Genomic DNA, 15,743 nt, shown 5'->3' on the forward strand with positions numbered 1-15,743 from the left:
GCTCAATACTACACTTTTTAGCAGAGATCAGTCACGCACCCAGCCTTTGCGGATCGGTAATGCAAAACAGAAACGATACCACGATTGCAGACGTTGATAGAGTTTATGCCCCATCGCTTGCCAGATAATCTGGGCGCTAAGGCAGCCAATCATACCTGCCAGCAATCCACCGAGCATATCCAGCGGCCAGTGGACGCCAAGATAAACGCGCGACCAGGCAATGACGACGGCCAGCACCATTAAAAGTGAGCCGGACCACAGGCGATGCCAGCATAAAAATGCCAGTGCAAAGGTGAAAATCACCGTACCGTGATCGCTCGGGAATGAGTCATCCGCCGCATGATGCAGGAAGTTATAGCCGATATTCTCGACAAAGGGTCGGTCGTGTGGGAAAAGATGCCCCATCGTCCAGGACACTAACAGGCTGACGACTAGCGCGATTGCGATTTTTATCACCAGTTGCCGTTGTGCTGTAAGCCCCCACAACCAAAGTACTGCGGCCAGCAGCGGCACCACGGTAATCAAATCTTTAGCAATAAAAATCGCCAACGAGATCATCCACGGCGCAGAGTCTGGCGTCGCGTTAATAAGAGAGAATAGAGAGAGATTCAAATTTTCCAGCATAACTTCCCGACGCAAAGTGATTAAAAGGGAGCCAATACAGGCAAGTCGTTGAGAATAAAGTGCAGGTTAAACTGGGTAAAGCGGCATCGTCTTATTTCCCTCAAGCGGCCCTGTTTACGGTGGCTGATTGTAACGAGCATAGGTTAAATAAAACTTAAAGAAAGCGTAGCTATACTCGCAATAATGTAAGAATGTGCTTAACCGAAGTTTCAGCTACAAAATTCGCTTTCTCGTTAGCTGCGCTTTTATTAAACTTTGCGCGATTATTATTGGCGAAGAAATTGCATGCAAAATAGATTAGCTTCCGGTGCCAGGCTTGGACGTCAGGCGTTACTTTTCCCTCTCTGTCTGGTGCTTTACGAATTTTCAACCTATATCGGCAACGATATGATTCAACCCGGTATGTTGGCCGTGGTGGAACAATATCAGGCGGGCATTGATTGGGTTCCTACTTCGATGACCGCGTATCTGGCGGGCGGGATGTTTTTACAGTGGCTGCTGGGACCACTGTCGGATCGTATTGGTCGCCGTCCGGTGATGCTGGCGGGAGTAGTGTGGTTTATCATCACTTGTCTGGCGATATTACTGGCGCAAAACATTGAACAATTCACGCTGTTGCGCTTCTTGCAGGGCATAAGCCTCTGTTTCATTGGCGCTGTGGGTTACGCCGCAATTCAGGAGTCCTTCGAAGAGGCGGTTTGTATCAAGATCACCGCGCTGATGGCGAACGTGGCGCTGATTGCTCCGCTACTTGGTCCGCTGGTGGGCGCGGCGTGGATCCATGTGCTGCCCTGGGAGGGGATGTTTGTTTTGTTTGCCGCATTGGCAGCGATCTCCTTTTTCGGTCTGCAACGAGCCATGCCTGAAACCGCGACGCGTATAGGCGAGAAACTGTCGCTGAAAGAACTCGGTCGTGACTATAAGCTGGTGCTGAAGAACGGTCGCTTTGTGGCAGGGGCACTGGCGCTGGGATTCGTTAGCCTGCCGTTGCTGGCGTGGATCGCCCAGTCGCCGATTATCATCATTACCGGCGAGCAGTTGAGTAGCTATGAATATGGCTTGCTGCAAGTGCCTATTTTCGGGGCATTAATTGCGGGTAACTTGCTGCTAGCGCGTCTGACCTCGCGCCGCACCGTACGTTCATTGATTATTATGGGCGGCTGGCCGATTATGATTGGCCTGTTGGTCGCTGCTGCGGCAACGGTTATCTCATCGCACGCGTATTTGTGGATGACCGCCGGGTTAAGTATTTATGCTTTCGGTATTGGCCTGGCGAATGCGGGATTGGTGCGATTGACCCTGTTTGCCAGCGATATGAGTAAAGGTACGGTTTCTGCGGCGATGGGAATGTTGCAAATGCTTATTTTTACCGTCGGTATTGAAATCAGCAAACATGCCTGGCTGAATGGGGGCAACGGCCTGTTTAATCTCTTCAACCTTGCCAACGGGATTTTGTGGCTGCTGCTGATGGTTATCTTTTTAAAAGATAAACAGATGGGTAATTCGCACGAAGGGTAAAAAAATGCCTGGTTGCGCAAAGCAATCAGGCATTTTCAAATTAATGGTGATGGTCATCAATCTGGTGTTCGATAACCATCCCTTCACCTACGCTGGCAAGATGGCGAACATACGGATGCGGGCGGTAAGCCGGAGCTGGCGCAGGAGCCACATAGACGGTTTGCGGCACAGTCGCGACGCTGACTGCTTGTGGAACGCTGACTGAATCAGGAACCACAACCACTTTGTATCCACTCGGCACATCGACGGTGACACTTTGCGCCATCGCCACACCAGTAAAGCCCATTAAAAGCGCGCCCAACAGTAGACAATTTTTCATAATCATTTCGCCTGAAATAATGCAGCGGGTTAATTTCCGCGAATTATGCAGCCTGCATTCAGGCTTTGTGTTGCCGGGCGTGCTACCGTTTTTATTGATCAAAAGGCGCTTCGTGTTTAAGAACTTTATCGATCACATCCAGTACACCTTCATGATTATTGGAGCCTGCCCGGTATTTTGCCGCTGCGACGACCGCGCTGCCGGCATTTTCCATCGCAAAACTAAAGCCTGCCTGACGCAGCATCTCAATATCGTTACCACCATCGCCGAAGACCACCACTTCGCTGTCGTCTATTCCCCATAATTTCTGAAGTTGGCGCAGGCCATTCGCTTTATGTACGCCGGGGATAATCAGATCGATGCTGCCGTTGCCGGTGTGGACCGGCACCATAATATCGCCGATGGTCTCATGTAATGCTTTTTGCACTTGTGGAATCAGTTCATCGGAAAGATTCAGGCCAAACTTAAAGAAGATATCTTCTAAATTATCAAAGTTATCGACGTATTCCAGACGGTGATAATACATTTCCGCCACCGTTTTCATGGCATCGTCATATTTTTTGAGGGTATAGGCGCTATTTTTTCCGCAGGCAATAATTTCCACTTCCGGGCGCGTCAGCAAATGTTCCACGACAGTAGCAAACGCATCCTTCGACAGCTCGCCATTAAAAACATCTTTGCCTTCGCTCACTACCCAACCGCCGTTTTCTGCCACAAAGGCAATTTCATTAGCAATTTCAGGGAAGAAAGAGATCAACTGATAATATTGATTCCCGCTGGCGACCACAAAGCGAATGCCTTGTGCTTTCATCTGCTGATACTGAGCCATAAACCGCTCACGGTTATAGGTTTTTTGATCGCTTAAGAAAGTACCATCCATGTCTACCGCAATTAATTTAATGCTCATCAACTATTCTCCATCGCCGTCTGCGTTTGGGTATCGGGTTTGGCGACGGCTTTCGCGACAATAGCCGCAAGAATAACCAGCGCCAGTACAACCAACATTGCACTACGTAATCCATAATGTTCGCCGAGATAGCCCAGTAGCGGAGGCCCGACGAGGAAAGCCAGATAACCGGTCGTTGCCACTACGCTGACGCGGGTTGGTGCATCGGGTCCGGTATCGCTGGCGGCAGAAATGGTCAGCGGGAAGCCCAGCGAGGCACCCAGTCCCCAAAGTACAACAGACACCCCAGCGACCCAGGCGCTATCGACAAAAATAATCAGCCCAATACCCAACGCTCCCATCAGTGCACTGGCCCGAACCACGGCAACGCGACTATAACGGTCGATGAACCAACCGCCGGTAAAGCGTCCAACAGTCATCCCCAGGGTAAAACCGGCATAAATCAGCGAGCCGGAAGTAGGGCTAAAACCGTGACCGTCAACCATTAATAAGGGTAACCAGTCGTTGGCAGAACCTTCGGCAAAGGCCATCGCCAGTACCACAACACCAATCAGCAGCAACTGGATATCCCGATAAAAAGGTACGCCTTTTTCACCATGCTGGGTGCCATCGGCAGCATTTTTGCCCGTACCGTCAGGGATTGCCTGAATGGCGATATAAATAGGCGCGATGCCTACCAGCGCCGCCAATAAAATATGCACCGTTGCCGGAACGCCAAAGGCCGTCAGTGCCATCCCGACACCAGCGCCTGCCAGCGTGCCCAGGCTATAAAAACCGTGCATCATCGGTAAAACCGTTTTATTCATTTCTCGCTCAACGGCGGCACCCTCAACGTTTATCGCCACTTCTGCAGAACCAAAACTAGCCCCAAAGACGCCGAGACCAACGGCAAAGAGCACGGGCGATGTCAGCCAGAGCGCCAGGCTTAATATCATCATCCCGAGCAATGCGCAGGACATCGTGACCAGGATGACATTACGCGTCCCAAAGCGTTTCACTAACCACGCCGAGCAGAGAATACCGCTCATTGAACCGATCGACAGACCAAAGAGGACTCCGCCCATTTCAGCGATCGAAACAGAAAGAATATCGCGGATAGCAGGTGTACGAGTTGCCCAGGACGCCATTAACAGGCCCGGCAAAAAGAAGAACATAAACAGCGCCCAGGTTCGGCGTTTCAATGCATTACGTGAAGAATTTACGGTCATAGATCACGTCAAAATAAGAAGAGGGAAGACAACATTAGCAAGGTTGTGTACATTTGTACACAATTGCAGAGAGAGGAAATGACATGCGTCGCGCTAACGATCCGCAACGGCGAGAAAAAATTATCCAGGCCACGCTGGAGGCGGTGAAACTTTACGGAATACATGCCGTTACGCACCGCAAAATTGCTACCCTTGCCGGGGTACCGTTGGGGTCGATGACCTACTATTTTTCAGGAATTGATGAGTTGTTGCTGGAGGCGTTCAGCAGTTTTACTGAGATCATGTCCCGGCAATATCAGGCATTTTTTAGCGATGTTAGTGATGCTCCGGGCGCATGCCAGGCTATCACCGATATGATCTACAGCTCACAGGTTGCAACGCCGGATAACATGGAGCTGATGTACCAGCTCTACGCGCTGGCTAGCCGAAAACCGCTATTAAAAACGGTAATGCAAAACTGGATGCAGCGCAGTCAGCAAACGCTCGAACAATGGTTTGAACCCGGAACCGCCCGCGCGCTTGATGCGTTTATTGAGGGGATGACGCTGCATTTTGTCACCGACCGTAAGCCGCTATCGCGCGAGGAGATTTTGAGGATGGTTGAGAGGGTTGCAGGGTAGTAGATAAATTTTAGATAACAAAAAACCCACCAACCTTGAACCAAAATGGCGGGGTTGATGGGCTCCACAAAATGGGGACATCAAAGAAAAGCAGTGGCACTAATTAAGACTGATGCCCTGAGGAAAAGTTCTGCGGTTGTGCAAAAAAATTTCATTTTCAGGGCAACTTCAGTTTTATCCTAATCCTGGCCATACCATGACGATGATTGTCCCAGCCAGCGTTAGCAGAACGTTGGCGATTGCGTAGGTGCCCGCATAGCCCAGCGCCGGGATATTACTGCGAGCTGTATCACTGATGATCTCCATTGCCGGCGCGCAGGTGCGTGCGCCCATCATTGCGCCGAACAACAGTGCGCGGTTCATTCGCAATACATAAGCACCGAACAAGAAGCAGATAACCACTGGCACCAGACTGACAATCAATCCGGCAATCAACATTTGACCGCCAATCGCGCCCAGGCCGTTATTAATACCGCTACCAGCGCTCAGACCAACGCCTGCCATAAACACCATCAAGCCGAACTCCTTCACCATGCTTAATGCACCCTGCGGAATGTAACCGAAGGTCGGGTGGTTAGCGCGCATAAAGCCCAGCATAATTCCGGCGAATAACAACCCGGCAGCGTTCCCCATGCCGAAACTGAATGTGCTGAACTGGAAGGTGATCATCCCGATCATCAGCCCAATAACAAAGAAGGCGCAGAATGCCAGCAAGTCAGTGACCTGGCTGTGAATCGAGATAAAGCCGATGCGATCGGCGATGGTTTTTACGCGACGGGCATCGCCGCTGACTTGTAAAACGTCACCTTTGTTAAGCACGACGTTGTCATCAATCGGCATCTCAATCTGACTACGAATGACGCGGTTGAGGAAGCAGCCGTGATCGGTCAACTTCAGTTGTGCGAGACGTTTGCCAACAGCGTTATGGTTTTTAACGACCACTTCTTCAGTGACGATACGCATGTCGAGGAGGTCGCGATCAAAAACTTCTTTGCCATTACGGAAACTGGGATCGAGTCGGGCGTGGGCGTCGGGATAGCCTACCAACGCTATTTCATCGCCCATTTGTAGTACGGCATCACCGTCTGGATTTGCCAGAATCCCGTTACGACGAATACGTTCAATGTAACAGCCAGTTTGTCGATAAATACCCAGTTCACGCAGATTTTTGCCGTCGGTCCAGGCTACCAGCTCCGGGCCGACGCGGTAGGCGCGGATCACCGGCAAATAAACCTTACGGTTGGCATCTGTGTCCAGGCCACGTTCGCGGGCGATTTGCTGGGCGCTGGTCTGTAAGTCCTGATGCTGCAATTTCGGCAAGTAACGCGCACCAACAATCAAACTCACCAGACCGATTAAATAGGTTAAGGCATACCCGAGGCTCAGATTATCCAGTGCCAGTGAGAGCTGCCTGCTTTCCATGCCGGAATGACGCAGTGTATCGCCAGCACCGACCAAAACCGGTGTTGACGTCATAGAGCCTGCTAACATACCGGCCGTCAGGCCAATATCCCAGCCAAACAGCTTACCTAACCCTAAGGCGATCACCAGCGCACTGCCAACCATCACCAGTGCTAACATTAGGTAATTTTTCCCATCGCGAAAAAAAATGGAAAAAAAGTTCGGTCCAGCTTCGACCCCGACGCAGAAAATAAACAGCATAAAGCCAAGATTAAGCGCGTCGGTGTTAATGCTGAAATGTTGTTGGCCTAATAACAGCGATACGACTAAAACGCCAATGGAATTACCCAGTTGGATCGAACCAAGTCGTAATTTCCCGAGACATAGCCCAAGCGCGAGGACCACAAATAATAACAGAATGTAATTCCCATTTAACAATTCGGCGACGTTTATATTCACGGAGGCTAACTTCTTGTTTACTAGTAAGCTGTTGAAAGAAATGGTAATTTACGATAATGTTTTTTACCAGAATTCAGGGCGCAGATTCATTCAGCGCACCTAAACGATAGTAAAGTAACAATATATTTTACTAGTGTAATCACATTAGGTATCAACGGCTATATGAATTGCGTTGGCCTATATTAGCATGGAATGCGAAGCGGCTTTATCTTACTGAACGCCACACTGGCGAAAAATGTGTTCGATAGACGCAGTGTCAGGAGGAACGAGTGAAACATAAACAACGTTGGGCGGGGGCAATCTGCTGTTTTGTCCTCTTCATTGTGGTGTGCCTTTTTCTGGCGACGCACATGAAAGGCGCTTTTCGGGCTGCCGGGCATCCTGAAATTGGTTTGCTGTTTTTCATTCTTCCTGGAGCGGTTGCCAGCTTCTTTTCACAGCGTAGAGAAGTCCTGAAACCTCTGTTTGGCGCAATGCTGGCGGCACCCTGTTCGATGCTCATAATGCGGCTGTTTTTTTCACCAACGCGCTCATTCTGGCAAGAGCTGGCATGGTTATTAAGTGCGGTGTTCTGGTGTGCGTTGGGGGCATTGTGTTTCTTATTTATCAGCAGTTTGTTTAAATCACAGCACAGAAAAAATTAATTAAGCCCTCAACACGAGGGCTTGTCAGACGCTCAGGCGTCCAGATTCTCTTTCACCCATGCAGCAAAATCGGTATAGCCGCCGATATGTTGCTGATCGACAAAAATCTGCGGCACGGTTTCTACGGGTTTACCTGCCTTTTGTTGTAGATCTTCTTTAGTGATCCCTTCCGCACGAATATCTACATACTGATACTGAAAATCATCGCGTTCATTGCTCAACTTCTCAGCCAGATCTTTTGCACGCACACAGTAAGGGCAACCCGGACGACCAAAAATAACGGTTTGCATTATTTCTCCCCTCATAGACTTATGCCTGTAATGATCACGCTAAAATGTATTCGCTGAAAGTAGGTTTAACCTGTTGCATTAATTGCTAAAAGCTATAACTGTTAAACACAATACAGTGAAAAGTTTTAGACTGAAGGCTCACTTTGCAGAGGGAAGCGTATGCGCGCGATCGGTAAATTGCCTAAAAGCGTGTTGATACTGGAATTTATCGGAATGATGTTGCTGGCGGTGGCGCTGCTGTCGGTAAGCGACTCCCTGTCGCTGCCTGAGCCATTTTCTCGGCCAGAAGTGCAGATTCTGATGATTTTTCTCGGTGTTTTGCTCATGCTTCCCGCTGCGGTGGTGGTTATTCTTCAGGTGGCAAAACGTCTTGCCCCACAGCTGATGAACCGTCCACCGCAATATTCACGTTCAGAAAGAGAAAAAGATAATAACGCCAACCATTGAACTTATTTGTGGCCATCGCTCCATTCGCCATTTCACTGATGAACCCATTTCCGAAGCGCAGCGTGAGGCGATTATTAACAGCGCCCGTGCGACGTCCAGTTCCAGTTTTTTGCAGTGCAGTAGCATTATTCGCATTACCGACAAAGCGTTACGTGATGAACTGGTGACGCTGACCGGCGGGCAAAAACACGTAGCGAAAGCGGCGGAGTTTTGGGTGTTCTGTGCCGACTTTAACCGCCATTTACAGATCTGTCCGGATGCACAACTTGGCCTGGCGGAACAACTGTTGCTCGGTGTCGTTGATACGGCAATGATGGCGCAGAATGCGTTAACCGCAGCGGAATCGCTGGGATTGGGCGGGGTATATATCGGCGGCCTGCGCAATAATATTGAAGCGGTGACGGAACTGCTGAAATTACCGCAGCATGTTCTGCCGCTGTTTGGGCTGTGCCTTGGCTGGCCTGCGGATAATCCAGATCTTAAGCCGCGTTTACCGGCTTCCATTTTGGTGCATGAAAACAGCTATCAACCGCTGGATAAAGACGCACTGGCGCAGTATGACGAACAACTGGCGGAATATTACCTCACCCGTGGCAGCAATAATCGCCGGGATACCTGGAGCGATCATATCCGCCGAACAATCATTAAAGAAAGCCGCCCATTTATACTGGATTATTTGCACAAACAGGGTTGGGCTACGCGCTAAAATCGCCACGCCGATGTATGATACGCGGGCTTTTGACCAGGTCTGACAGAGAGGTGCAGGGTGAAAATTGCCATATTGTCCCGGGATGGAACGCTCTATTCGTGTAAGCGGCTGCGTGAAGCCGCTATACAGCGTGGTCACCTGGTTGAAATTCTTGATCCGCTTTCTTGCTACATGAACATAAATCCTGCGGCGTCTTCAATTCACTACAAAGGCCGCAAGTTACCCCATTTTGACGCTGTGATCCCGCGTATTGGCACCGCCATTACCTTTTATGGGACGGCGGCACTGCGCCAGTTCGAGATGCTGGGGAGCTATCCGCTCAATGAGTCGGTCGCCATTGCCCGGGCGCGTGACAAATTGCGTTCCATGCAACTGCTGGCGCGTCAGGGCATCGACCTGCCTGTCACGGGCATTGCGCATTCGCCGGATGATACCAGCGATTTAATCGACATGGTCGGTGGTGCGCCGCTGGTGGTTAAGCTGGTTGAAGGTACGCAGGGAATTGGTGTCGTGCTGGCGGAGACGCGTCAGGCGGCGGAAAGCGTGATTGACGCCTTTCGCGGTCTGAACGCGCATATTTTGGTGCAGGAATATATCAAAGAGGCGCAAGGGTGCGATATCCGCTGTCTGGTTGTTGGCGATGAAGTGGTCGCTGCGATTGAACGGCGGGCGAAAGAGGGCGATTTTCGTTCCAATTTGCATCGTGGAGGCGCGGCAAGCGTCGCCAGTATCACACCACAGGAGCGTGAAATCGCGATAAAAGCCGCGCGAACGATGGCGCTGGACGTTGCTGGTGTGGATATTCTGCGTGCTAATCGCGGGCCATTGGTGATGGAGGTGAATGCGTCGCCGGGGCTGGAAGGAATAGAAAAAACCACCGGTATCGACATCGCGAGTAAAATGATCCGCTGGATCGAACGCAACGCCACGACAGAATATTGCCTGAAAACGGGTGGTTAGTCGCAATCACATTACTGATCATGGTTTTGCCTGCGCTTTTTGCGTAAGCTGTGCCGGTCTTTTTATCGGAAGAGGTTGTACAAAATTATGACATCGCTGGTCGTTCCTGGTCTGGATACGTTGCGTCAATGGCTCGATGACCTGGGGATGAGTTTTTTTGAATGTGATAACTGTCAGGCTCTGCATCTGCCCCATATGCAGAATTTCGACGGTGTCTTTGATGCCAAAATCGATCTGATCGATAACACGATCCTGTTTTCTGCCATGGCGGAAGTCCGACCTTCAGCCGTATTGCCGCTGGCGGCGGATTTATCCGCCATCAATGCCAGTTCGCTGACCGTGAAAGCATTTCTTGATATGCAGGATGATAATCTGCCAAAGCTGGTGGTTTGCCAGTCTTTATCCGTTATGCAGGGCGTAACCTATGAGCAGTTTGCATGGTTCGTGCGTCAGAGCGAAGAGCAGATTTCGATGGTCATTCTTGAAGCTAATGCCCATCAACTGCTGTTACCGACTGACGATGAAGGGCAAAACAACGTTACCGAAAACTATTTCCTCCACTGATAACTCCTTTCGAGTACGCAGTCGCTGCCGCAGTGACTGCGTGCTGCAAAATTATCTGCTGTTTTTAACCTTTTATTAAAGATTATTTCACTTCTCTTGTGCCGATTTGGCTTTATCACATAGAGCAAATACGCATAAAAATTTGTTAAATACCGTTTTTTAATCCGAGCTATAGTCTCAAACCCTGGCTAAAGTTATTCTTGCGATGCTTTTATATAGCGAGCAGTGCTGGCCGGGAGAGAGTTCTCTTTTCTTACACCGAGCCGATAAAAATATGCACGAATATTGCATATCTTTCAGTGTGACAACTTTTGTTCGTTTGTTAACGAACTTTCAGAAGGAAAGAGATATGACCGCCTTAAATAAAAAATGGCTATCGGGTCTGGTTGCGGGTGCTCTGATGGCCGTCTCTGTCGGCACGCTCGCGGCTGAACAAAAAACACTCCACATTTATAACTGGTCTGATTATATCGCCCCGGATACGGTGGCCAATTTTGAAAAAGAAACCGGTATTAAAGTCGTTTACGATGTTTTCGATTCCAACGAAGTACTGGAAGGAAAATTAATGGCGGGGAGCACCGGCTTTGACCTGGTGGTTCCATCTGCCAGCTTTCTGGAGCGCCAGTTGACTGCGGGAGTTTTCCAGCCACTGGATAAAAACAAATTGCCGGAGTGGAAGAATCTCGACCCGGAACTGCTGAAGCTGGTCGCTAAACATGACCCGGATAATAAATTTGCTATGCCCTATATGTGGGCGACGACCGGGATTGGCTATAACGTCGATAAAGTCAAAGCGGTACTGGGTGAAAACGCGCCCGTCGATAGCTGGGACTTGATCCTCAAACCTGAAAATCTGGAAAAACTGAAAAGCTGCGGCGTCTCTTTCCTTGATGCACCGGAAGAAGTGTTTGCTACCGTGCTGAATTATCTCGGTAAAGATCCCAACAGCACTAAAGCAGATGATTACACCGGACCGGCAACCGATCTGCTGTTAAAGCTGCGCCCGAACATTCGTTATTTCCATTCATCTCAATACATTAACGACCTGGCAAACGGCGATATTTGCGTCGCTATCGGCTGGGCGGGCGATGTCTGGCAGGCGTCAAACCGCGCGAAGGAAGCAAAGAATGGCGTGAATGTCTCGTTCTCGATTCCGAAAGAAGGGGCGATGGCATTCTTTGATGTATTTGCCATGCCTGCGGATGCCAAAAATAAAGACGAAGCTTATCAGTTCCTGAATTACCTGCTGCGTCCGGATGTCGTAGCGCATATCTCTGACCATGTGTTCTATGCCAACGCGAACAAAGAAGCTACGCCGCTGGTAAGCGCGGAAGTGCGTGATAACCCCGGTATTTACCCGCCTGCGGATGTCCGTGCGAAGCTGTTCACTCTGAAAGTGCAGGATCCGAAAATCGACCGTGTGCGCACCCGCGCGTGGACCAAAGTGAAGAGCGGAAAATAATCCGCAGCCGTAGATGCCGGACGGGCGCACCACACCCGCCGGCAATTCGCACCATCAGGGTGCGCTTGCACACATTCAATGCCGGAGAGCAGCCGTGAATGACGCTATCCCTCGCCCCCAGGCGAAAACCCGTAAGGCGCTGACGCCGCTATTAGAAATCCGTAATCTGACTAAATCTTACGATGGTCAGCATGCGGTCGATGATGTCAGCCTGACCATCTATAAAGGCGAAATCTTCGCGCTGCTGGGCGCATCCGGCTGTGGCAAGTCCACGCTGCTGCGTATGCTGGCAGGTTTCGAACAACCTTCTGCCGGGCAGATTATGCTCGATGGCGTCGATTTGTCACAGGTGCCGCCTTACCTGCGCCCCATCAATATGATGTTTCAGTCTTACGCGCTGTTTCCGCATATGACCGTGGAACAGAACATCGCTTTTGGCCTGAAACAGGACAAACTACCGAAAGCGGAAATTGCCAGCCGGGTCAATGAGATGCTTGGGCTGGTGCATATGCAGGAGTTCGCCAAACGCAAACCGCACCAGCTTTCCGGCGGTCAGCGACAGCGTGTGGCGCTGGCCCGAAGCCTTGCCAAGCGCCCGAAACTATTACTGCTCGATGAGCCGATGGGCGCGCTGGATAAAAAGCTGCGTGACCGGATGCAGCTTGAAGTGGTGGATATTCTGGAGCGCGTCGGTGTGACCTGCGTAATGGTCACTCACGATCAGGAAGAGGCGATGACCATGGCGGGGCGCATCGCCATTATGAATCGTGGGAAATTTGTCCAGATTGGCGAGCCGGAAGAGATCTACGAGCATCCGACCACGCGCTACAGTGCTGAATTTATCGGTTCGGTAAACGTCTTTGAAGGTGTACTCAAAGAGCGTCAGGAAGATGGTCTGGTGCTTTATTCGCCGGGGCTGGTGCATCCACTGAAAGTTGATGTAGATGCTTCGGTGGTCGATAACGTGCCGGTGCATGTGGCGCTGCGTCCGGAAAAAATCATGCTTTGTGAAGAACCGCCCGCCAATGGTTGTAACTTCGCGGTGGGGGAGGTGATGCACATTGCCTATCTCGGCGATCTTTCGGTCTATCACGTTCGCCTGAAAAGCGGGCAGATGATCAGCGCCCAGCTACAAAATGCCCATCGTTATCGTAAAGGATTACCCACCTGGGGCGATGAAGTGCGCTTGTGCTGGGAAGTGGACAGTTGTGTGGTGCTGACGGTTTAAGGAGCAAAGATGAGTACACTTGAACCTGCTGCCCAGTCGAAACCGCCGGGCGGATTTAAGCTGTGGTTGTCGCAGCTGCAAATGAAGCATGGGCGCAAACTGGTCATTGCGTTGCCGTATATCTGGTTGATCTTGCTGTTTCTGCTGCCATTTCTGATCGTCTTTAAAATAAGTCTGGCGGAGATGGCGCGCGCTATTCCACCTTATACCGAACTGATGGAGTGGGCTGACGGGCAACTTTCCATCACCCTCAATCTTGGTAATTTCCTGCAACTGACTGACGATCCGCTCTATTTCGATGCATATCTCCAGTCGTTACAGGTAGCGGCGATTTCGACAATTTGTTGTTTACTGATCGGCTATCCGCTGGCGTGGGCGGTGGCGCACAGTAAGCCTTCGACCCGCAATATCTTATTGCTGCTGGTGATCCTGCCGTCGTGGACCTCGTTTCTGATCCGCGTTTATGCCTGGATGGGAATATTAAAAAATAACGGCGTGCTGAATAATTTTCTGCTGTGGCTGGGGGTTATCGACCAGCCGCTGACCATTCTGCATACAAACCTGGCCGTTTATATTGGCATTGTTTATGCCTATGTACCGTTTATGGTGCTGCCGATCTACACCGCCTTGATTCGTATTGATTATTCGCTGGTGGAAGCGGCACTGGATCTCGGCGCTCGACCGCTGAAAACATTCTTTACTGTGATCGTGCCGCTCACCAAAGGGGGTATTATTGCCGGATCGATGCTGGTTTTTATTCCGGCAGTGGGAGAGTTTGTAATCCCGGAGCTGCTCGGCGGTCCGGATAGCATCATGATCGGACGCGTGCTGTGGCAGGAGTTCTTTAACAACCGTGACTGGCCGGTGGCCTCGGCAGTGGCGATCATCATGTTGTTGCTGCTAATTGTGCCGATAATGTGGTTCCACAAGCATCAGCAAAAAAGCGTGGGAGAACACGGATGAATAATTTACCGGTGGTTCGTTCGCCCTGGCGAATTGTGATTTTGCTGTTGGGCTTCACCTTTCTCTACGCGCCAATGCTGATGCTGGTGATCTATTCATTCAACAGCTCGAAGCTGGTGACGGTGTGGGCCGGCTGGTCAACGCGCTGGTATGGCGAATTATTGCGCGATGACGCGATGATGAGTGCGGTTGGTTTAAGCCTGACAATAGCTGCCTGTGCGGCAACGGCGGCGGCGATCCTCGGGACGATTGCGGCGGTCGTGCTGGTGCGCTTTGGCAGGTTTCGCGGATCAAATGGTTTTGCCTTTATGATCACCGCGCCGCTGGTGATGCCAGATGTCATCACGGGCTTGTCGCTGTTGTTGTTATTCGTCGCACTTGCACATGCCATCGGCTGGCCTGCGGAGCGAGGCATGCTCACCATCTGGCTGGCGCATGTCACTTTCTGTACGGCTTATGTGGCAGTCGTTATTTCGTCGCGTCTGCGGGAGCTGGACCGTTCCATTGAAGAAGCAGCGATGGATCTCGGTGCGACGCCGCTGAAAGTGTTTTTCGTCATTACGCTACCGATGATCATGCCCGCGATCATTTCTGGCTGGTTACTGGCTTTTACTCTGTCGCTCGACGATCTGGTGATTGCCAGCTTTGTTTCCGGGCCAGGAGCCACCACGTTACCGATGCTGGTCTTCTCCAGCGTGCGGATGGGGGTGAATCCGGAAATCAACGCCCTGGCAACATTAATCCTCGGCGCAGTCGGAATTGTCGGATTTATCGCCTGGTATCTGATGGCGCGCGCAGAAAAACAGCGGATACGCGACATCCAGCGTGCAAGACGTGGCTGAAGACACTAAAATTTGCCAACCTGGCTACATAATGCCGCGCATGTCGCGGCATTGTTTTCATGGAAGACGAAACGTTGGGATTTTTTAAGAAAACATCTTCATCTCATGCTCGCCTGAATGTGCCTGCGCTGGTGCAGGTGGCGGCGCTCGCCATTATTATGATCCGTGGCCTCGACGTGCTGATGATTTTCAATACGCTGGGCGTGCGCGGTATTGGCGAGTTCATTCATCGCAGTGTACAAACCTGGAGTTTAACACTGGTCTTTTTAAGCAGCCTGGTGCTGGTTTTCATTGAGATCTGGTGTGCGTTTTCACTGGTGAAAGGGCGTCGCTGGGCGCGCTGGCTGTATCTGTTGACACAAATCACGGCCGCCAGTTATTTGTGGGCGGCTTCGCTGGGGTATGGTTATCCGGAGCTGTTCAGCATTCCCGGTGAATCAAAACGTGAAATCTTCCATAGTCTGATGCTGCAGAAGTTGCCGGATATGCTCATCCTGTTGCTACTGTTCGTTCCCTCGACCAGTCGGCGGTTCTTCCAGTTGCAATAATGTGTATAATCGTCGCCCCTGATGATGTGA

General features: G+C 50.8%; 18 protein-coding genes. 12 read left to right on the plus strand and 6 right to left on the minus strand.

Features of this window, described 5'->3' with window-relative positions:
* Positions 1-27: 27 nt before the first annotated feature.
* Positions 28-624, minus strand: coding sequence for an undecaprenyl-diphosphate phosphatase (ybjG, locus tag BEB54_RS04715; protein WP_105277056.1), 597 nt, complete (start codon positions 622-624; stop codon positions 28-30).
* A 285-nt stretch (positions 625-909) separates the two neighbouring features.
* Here ybjG and mdfA point away from each other — a divergent pair, with 285 nt between their 5' ends.
* Positions 910-2,142: a multidrug efflux MFS transporter MdfA gene (mdfA, locus tag BEB54_RS04720; RefSeq protein ID WP_088541635.1), complete on the plus strand. Its 1,233-nt coding sequence runs from the start codon at positions 910-912 to the stop codon at positions 2,140-2,142.
* A gap of 40 nt (positions 2,143-2,182) precedes the next feature.
* Here mdfA and ybjH read toward each other — a convergent pair whose 3' ends face one another.
* The 3 genes from ybjH to BEB54_RS04735 form a co-directional block, all read right to left on the minus strand.
* Positions 2,183-2,467 carry a protein YbjH gene (gene ybjH, locus BEB54_RS04725; protein ID WP_000605480.1) on the minus strand — a complete coding sequence of 95 codons (285 nt, stop codon included), beginning with the start codon at positions 2,465-2,467 and terminating at the stop codon, positions 2,183-2,185.
* Between the two features lie 85 nt (positions 2,468-2,552).
* On the minus strand, positions 2,553-3,368 hold the full coding sequence (ybjI, locus tag BEB54_RS04730) for a 5-amino-6-(5-phospho-D-ribitylamino)uracil phosphatase (protein WP_001353328.1): 816 nt from the start codon (positions 3,366-3,368) through the stop codon (positions 2,553-2,555).
* Positions 3,368-4,576, minus strand: coding sequence for an MFS transporter (locus BEB54_RS04735; RefSeq protein WP_105277057.1), 1,209 nt, complete (start codon positions 4,574-4,576; stop codon positions 3,368-3,370). The genes ybjI and BEB54_RS04735 overlap by 1 nt, the downstream gene beginning before the upstream one ends.
* A gap of 83 nt (positions 4,577-4,659) precedes the next feature.
* Between BEB54_RS04735 and rcdA the strand changes: the two genes are divergently transcribed.
* Positions 4,660-5,196 (plus strand): DNA-binding transcriptional regulator RcdA, encoded by a 537-nt coding sequence (rcdA, locus tag BEB54_RS04740; RefSeq protein ID WP_001295289.1) that lies wholly within the window; start codon positions 4,660-4,662, stop codon positions 5,194-5,196.
* 174 nt (positions 5,197-5,370) lie between these two features.
* On the opposite strand, the gene BEB54_RS04745 is transcribed toward rcdA, so the two are convergent.
* On the minus strand, positions 5,371-7,056 hold the full coding sequence (locus BEB54_RS04745) for an aspartate:alanine antiporter (RefSeq protein ID WP_001024876.1): 1,686 nt from the start codon (positions 7,054-7,056) through the stop codon (positions 5,371-5,373).
* Positions 7,057-7,325: 269 nt separating this feature from the next.
* Here BEB54_RS04745 and BEB54_RS04750 point away from each other — a divergent pair, with 269 nt between their 5' ends.
* A complete protein-coding gene (locus BEB54_RS04750) occupies positions 7,326-7,700 on the plus strand; it encodes an inner membrane protein YbjM (protein ID WP_000681109.1) in 375 nt (124 codons plus the stop codon).
* Positions 7,701-7,732: 32 nt separating this feature from the next.
* Here the strand turns inward: BEB54_RS04750 and grxA are convergent, their stop codons facing one another.
* Entirely contained in the window at positions 7,733-7,990 is a 258-nt protein-coding gene (gene grxA / locus BEB54_RS04755; RefSeq protein WP_001195231.1) for a glutaredoxin 1, read from the minus strand.
* 159 nt (positions 7,991-8,149) lie between these two features.
* Between grxA and BEB54_RS04760 the strand changes: the two genes are divergently transcribed.
* From BEB54_RS04760 to BEB54_RS04805, 9 genes are all read left to right on the plus strand, one after another.
* Positions 8,150-8,437, plus strand: a complete 288-nt coding sequence (locus tag BEB54_RS04760; protein ID WP_023154886.1) for a DUF1418 family protein — start codon at positions 8,150-8,152, stop codon at positions 8,435-8,437.
* Complete coding sequence (gene nfsA, locus BEB54_RS04765; RefSeq protein WP_000189133.1) at positions 8,421-9,143, plus strand: nitroreductase NfsA; 723 nt, start codon at positions 8,421-8,423, stop codon at positions 9,141-9,143. The genes BEB54_RS04760 and nfsA overlap by 17 nt, the downstream gene beginning before the upstream one ends.
* A gap of 60 nt (positions 9,144-9,203) precedes the next feature.
* On the plus strand, positions 9,204-10,106 hold the full coding sequence (rimK, locus tag BEB54_RS04770) for a 30S ribosomal protein S6--L-glutamate ligase (RefSeq protein WP_000684326.1): 903 nt from the start codon (positions 9,204-9,206) through the stop codon (positions 10,104-10,106).
* An 87-nt stretch (positions 10,107-10,193) separates the two neighbouring features.
* Complete coding sequence (locus tag BEB54_RS04775) at positions 10,194-10,670, plus strand: YbjN domain-containing protein (RefSeq protein WP_000203025.1); 477 nt, start codon at positions 10,194-10,196, stop codon at positions 10,668-10,670.
* 349 nt (positions 10,671-11,019) lie between these two features.
* Positions 11,020-12,132 (plus strand): spermidine/putrescine ABC transporter substrate-binding protein PotF, encoded by a 1,113-nt coding sequence (gene potF, locus BEB54_RS04785; protein WP_000126061.1) that lies wholly within the window; start codon positions 11,020-11,022, stop codon positions 12,130-12,132.
* A gap of 94 nt (positions 12,133-12,226) precedes the next feature.
* A complete protein-coding gene (gene potG, locus BEB54_RS04790; RefSeq protein ID WP_000996012.1) occupies positions 12,227-13,360 on the plus strand; it encodes a putrescine ABC transporter ATP-binding subunit PotG in 1,134 nt (377 codons plus the stop codon).
* Positions 13,361-13,369: 9 nt separating this feature from the next.
* Positions 13,370-14,323, plus strand: coding sequence for a putrescine ABC transporter permease PotH (gene potH / locus BEB54_RS04795; RefSeq protein WP_000105436.1), 954 nt, complete (start codon positions 13,370-13,372; stop codon positions 14,321-14,323).
* The gene (potI, locus tag BEB54_RS04800) at positions 14,320-15,165 is read left to right on the plus strand and encodes a putrescine ABC transporter permease PotI (protein ID WP_001061668.1); all 846 of its coding nucleotides are present in this window, start codon (positions 14,320-14,322) and stop codon (positions 15,163-15,165) included. The genes potH and potI overlap by 4 nt, the downstream gene beginning before the upstream one ends.
* Positions 15,166-15,224: 59 nt before the next feature.
* Positions 15,225-15,713, plus strand: a complete 489-nt coding sequence (locus tag BEB54_RS04805; RefSeq protein WP_000389258.1) for a YbjO family protein — start codon at positions 15,225-15,227, stop codon at positions 15,711-15,713.
* Positions 15,714-15,743 lie beyond the last annotated feature (30 nt).

This window comes from Escherichia sp. MOD1-EC6021 (assembly GCF_002965245.1).
Lineage (GTDB): Bacteria > Pseudomonadota > Gammaproteobacteria > Enterobacterales > Enterobacteriaceae > Escherichia > Escherichia coli_F.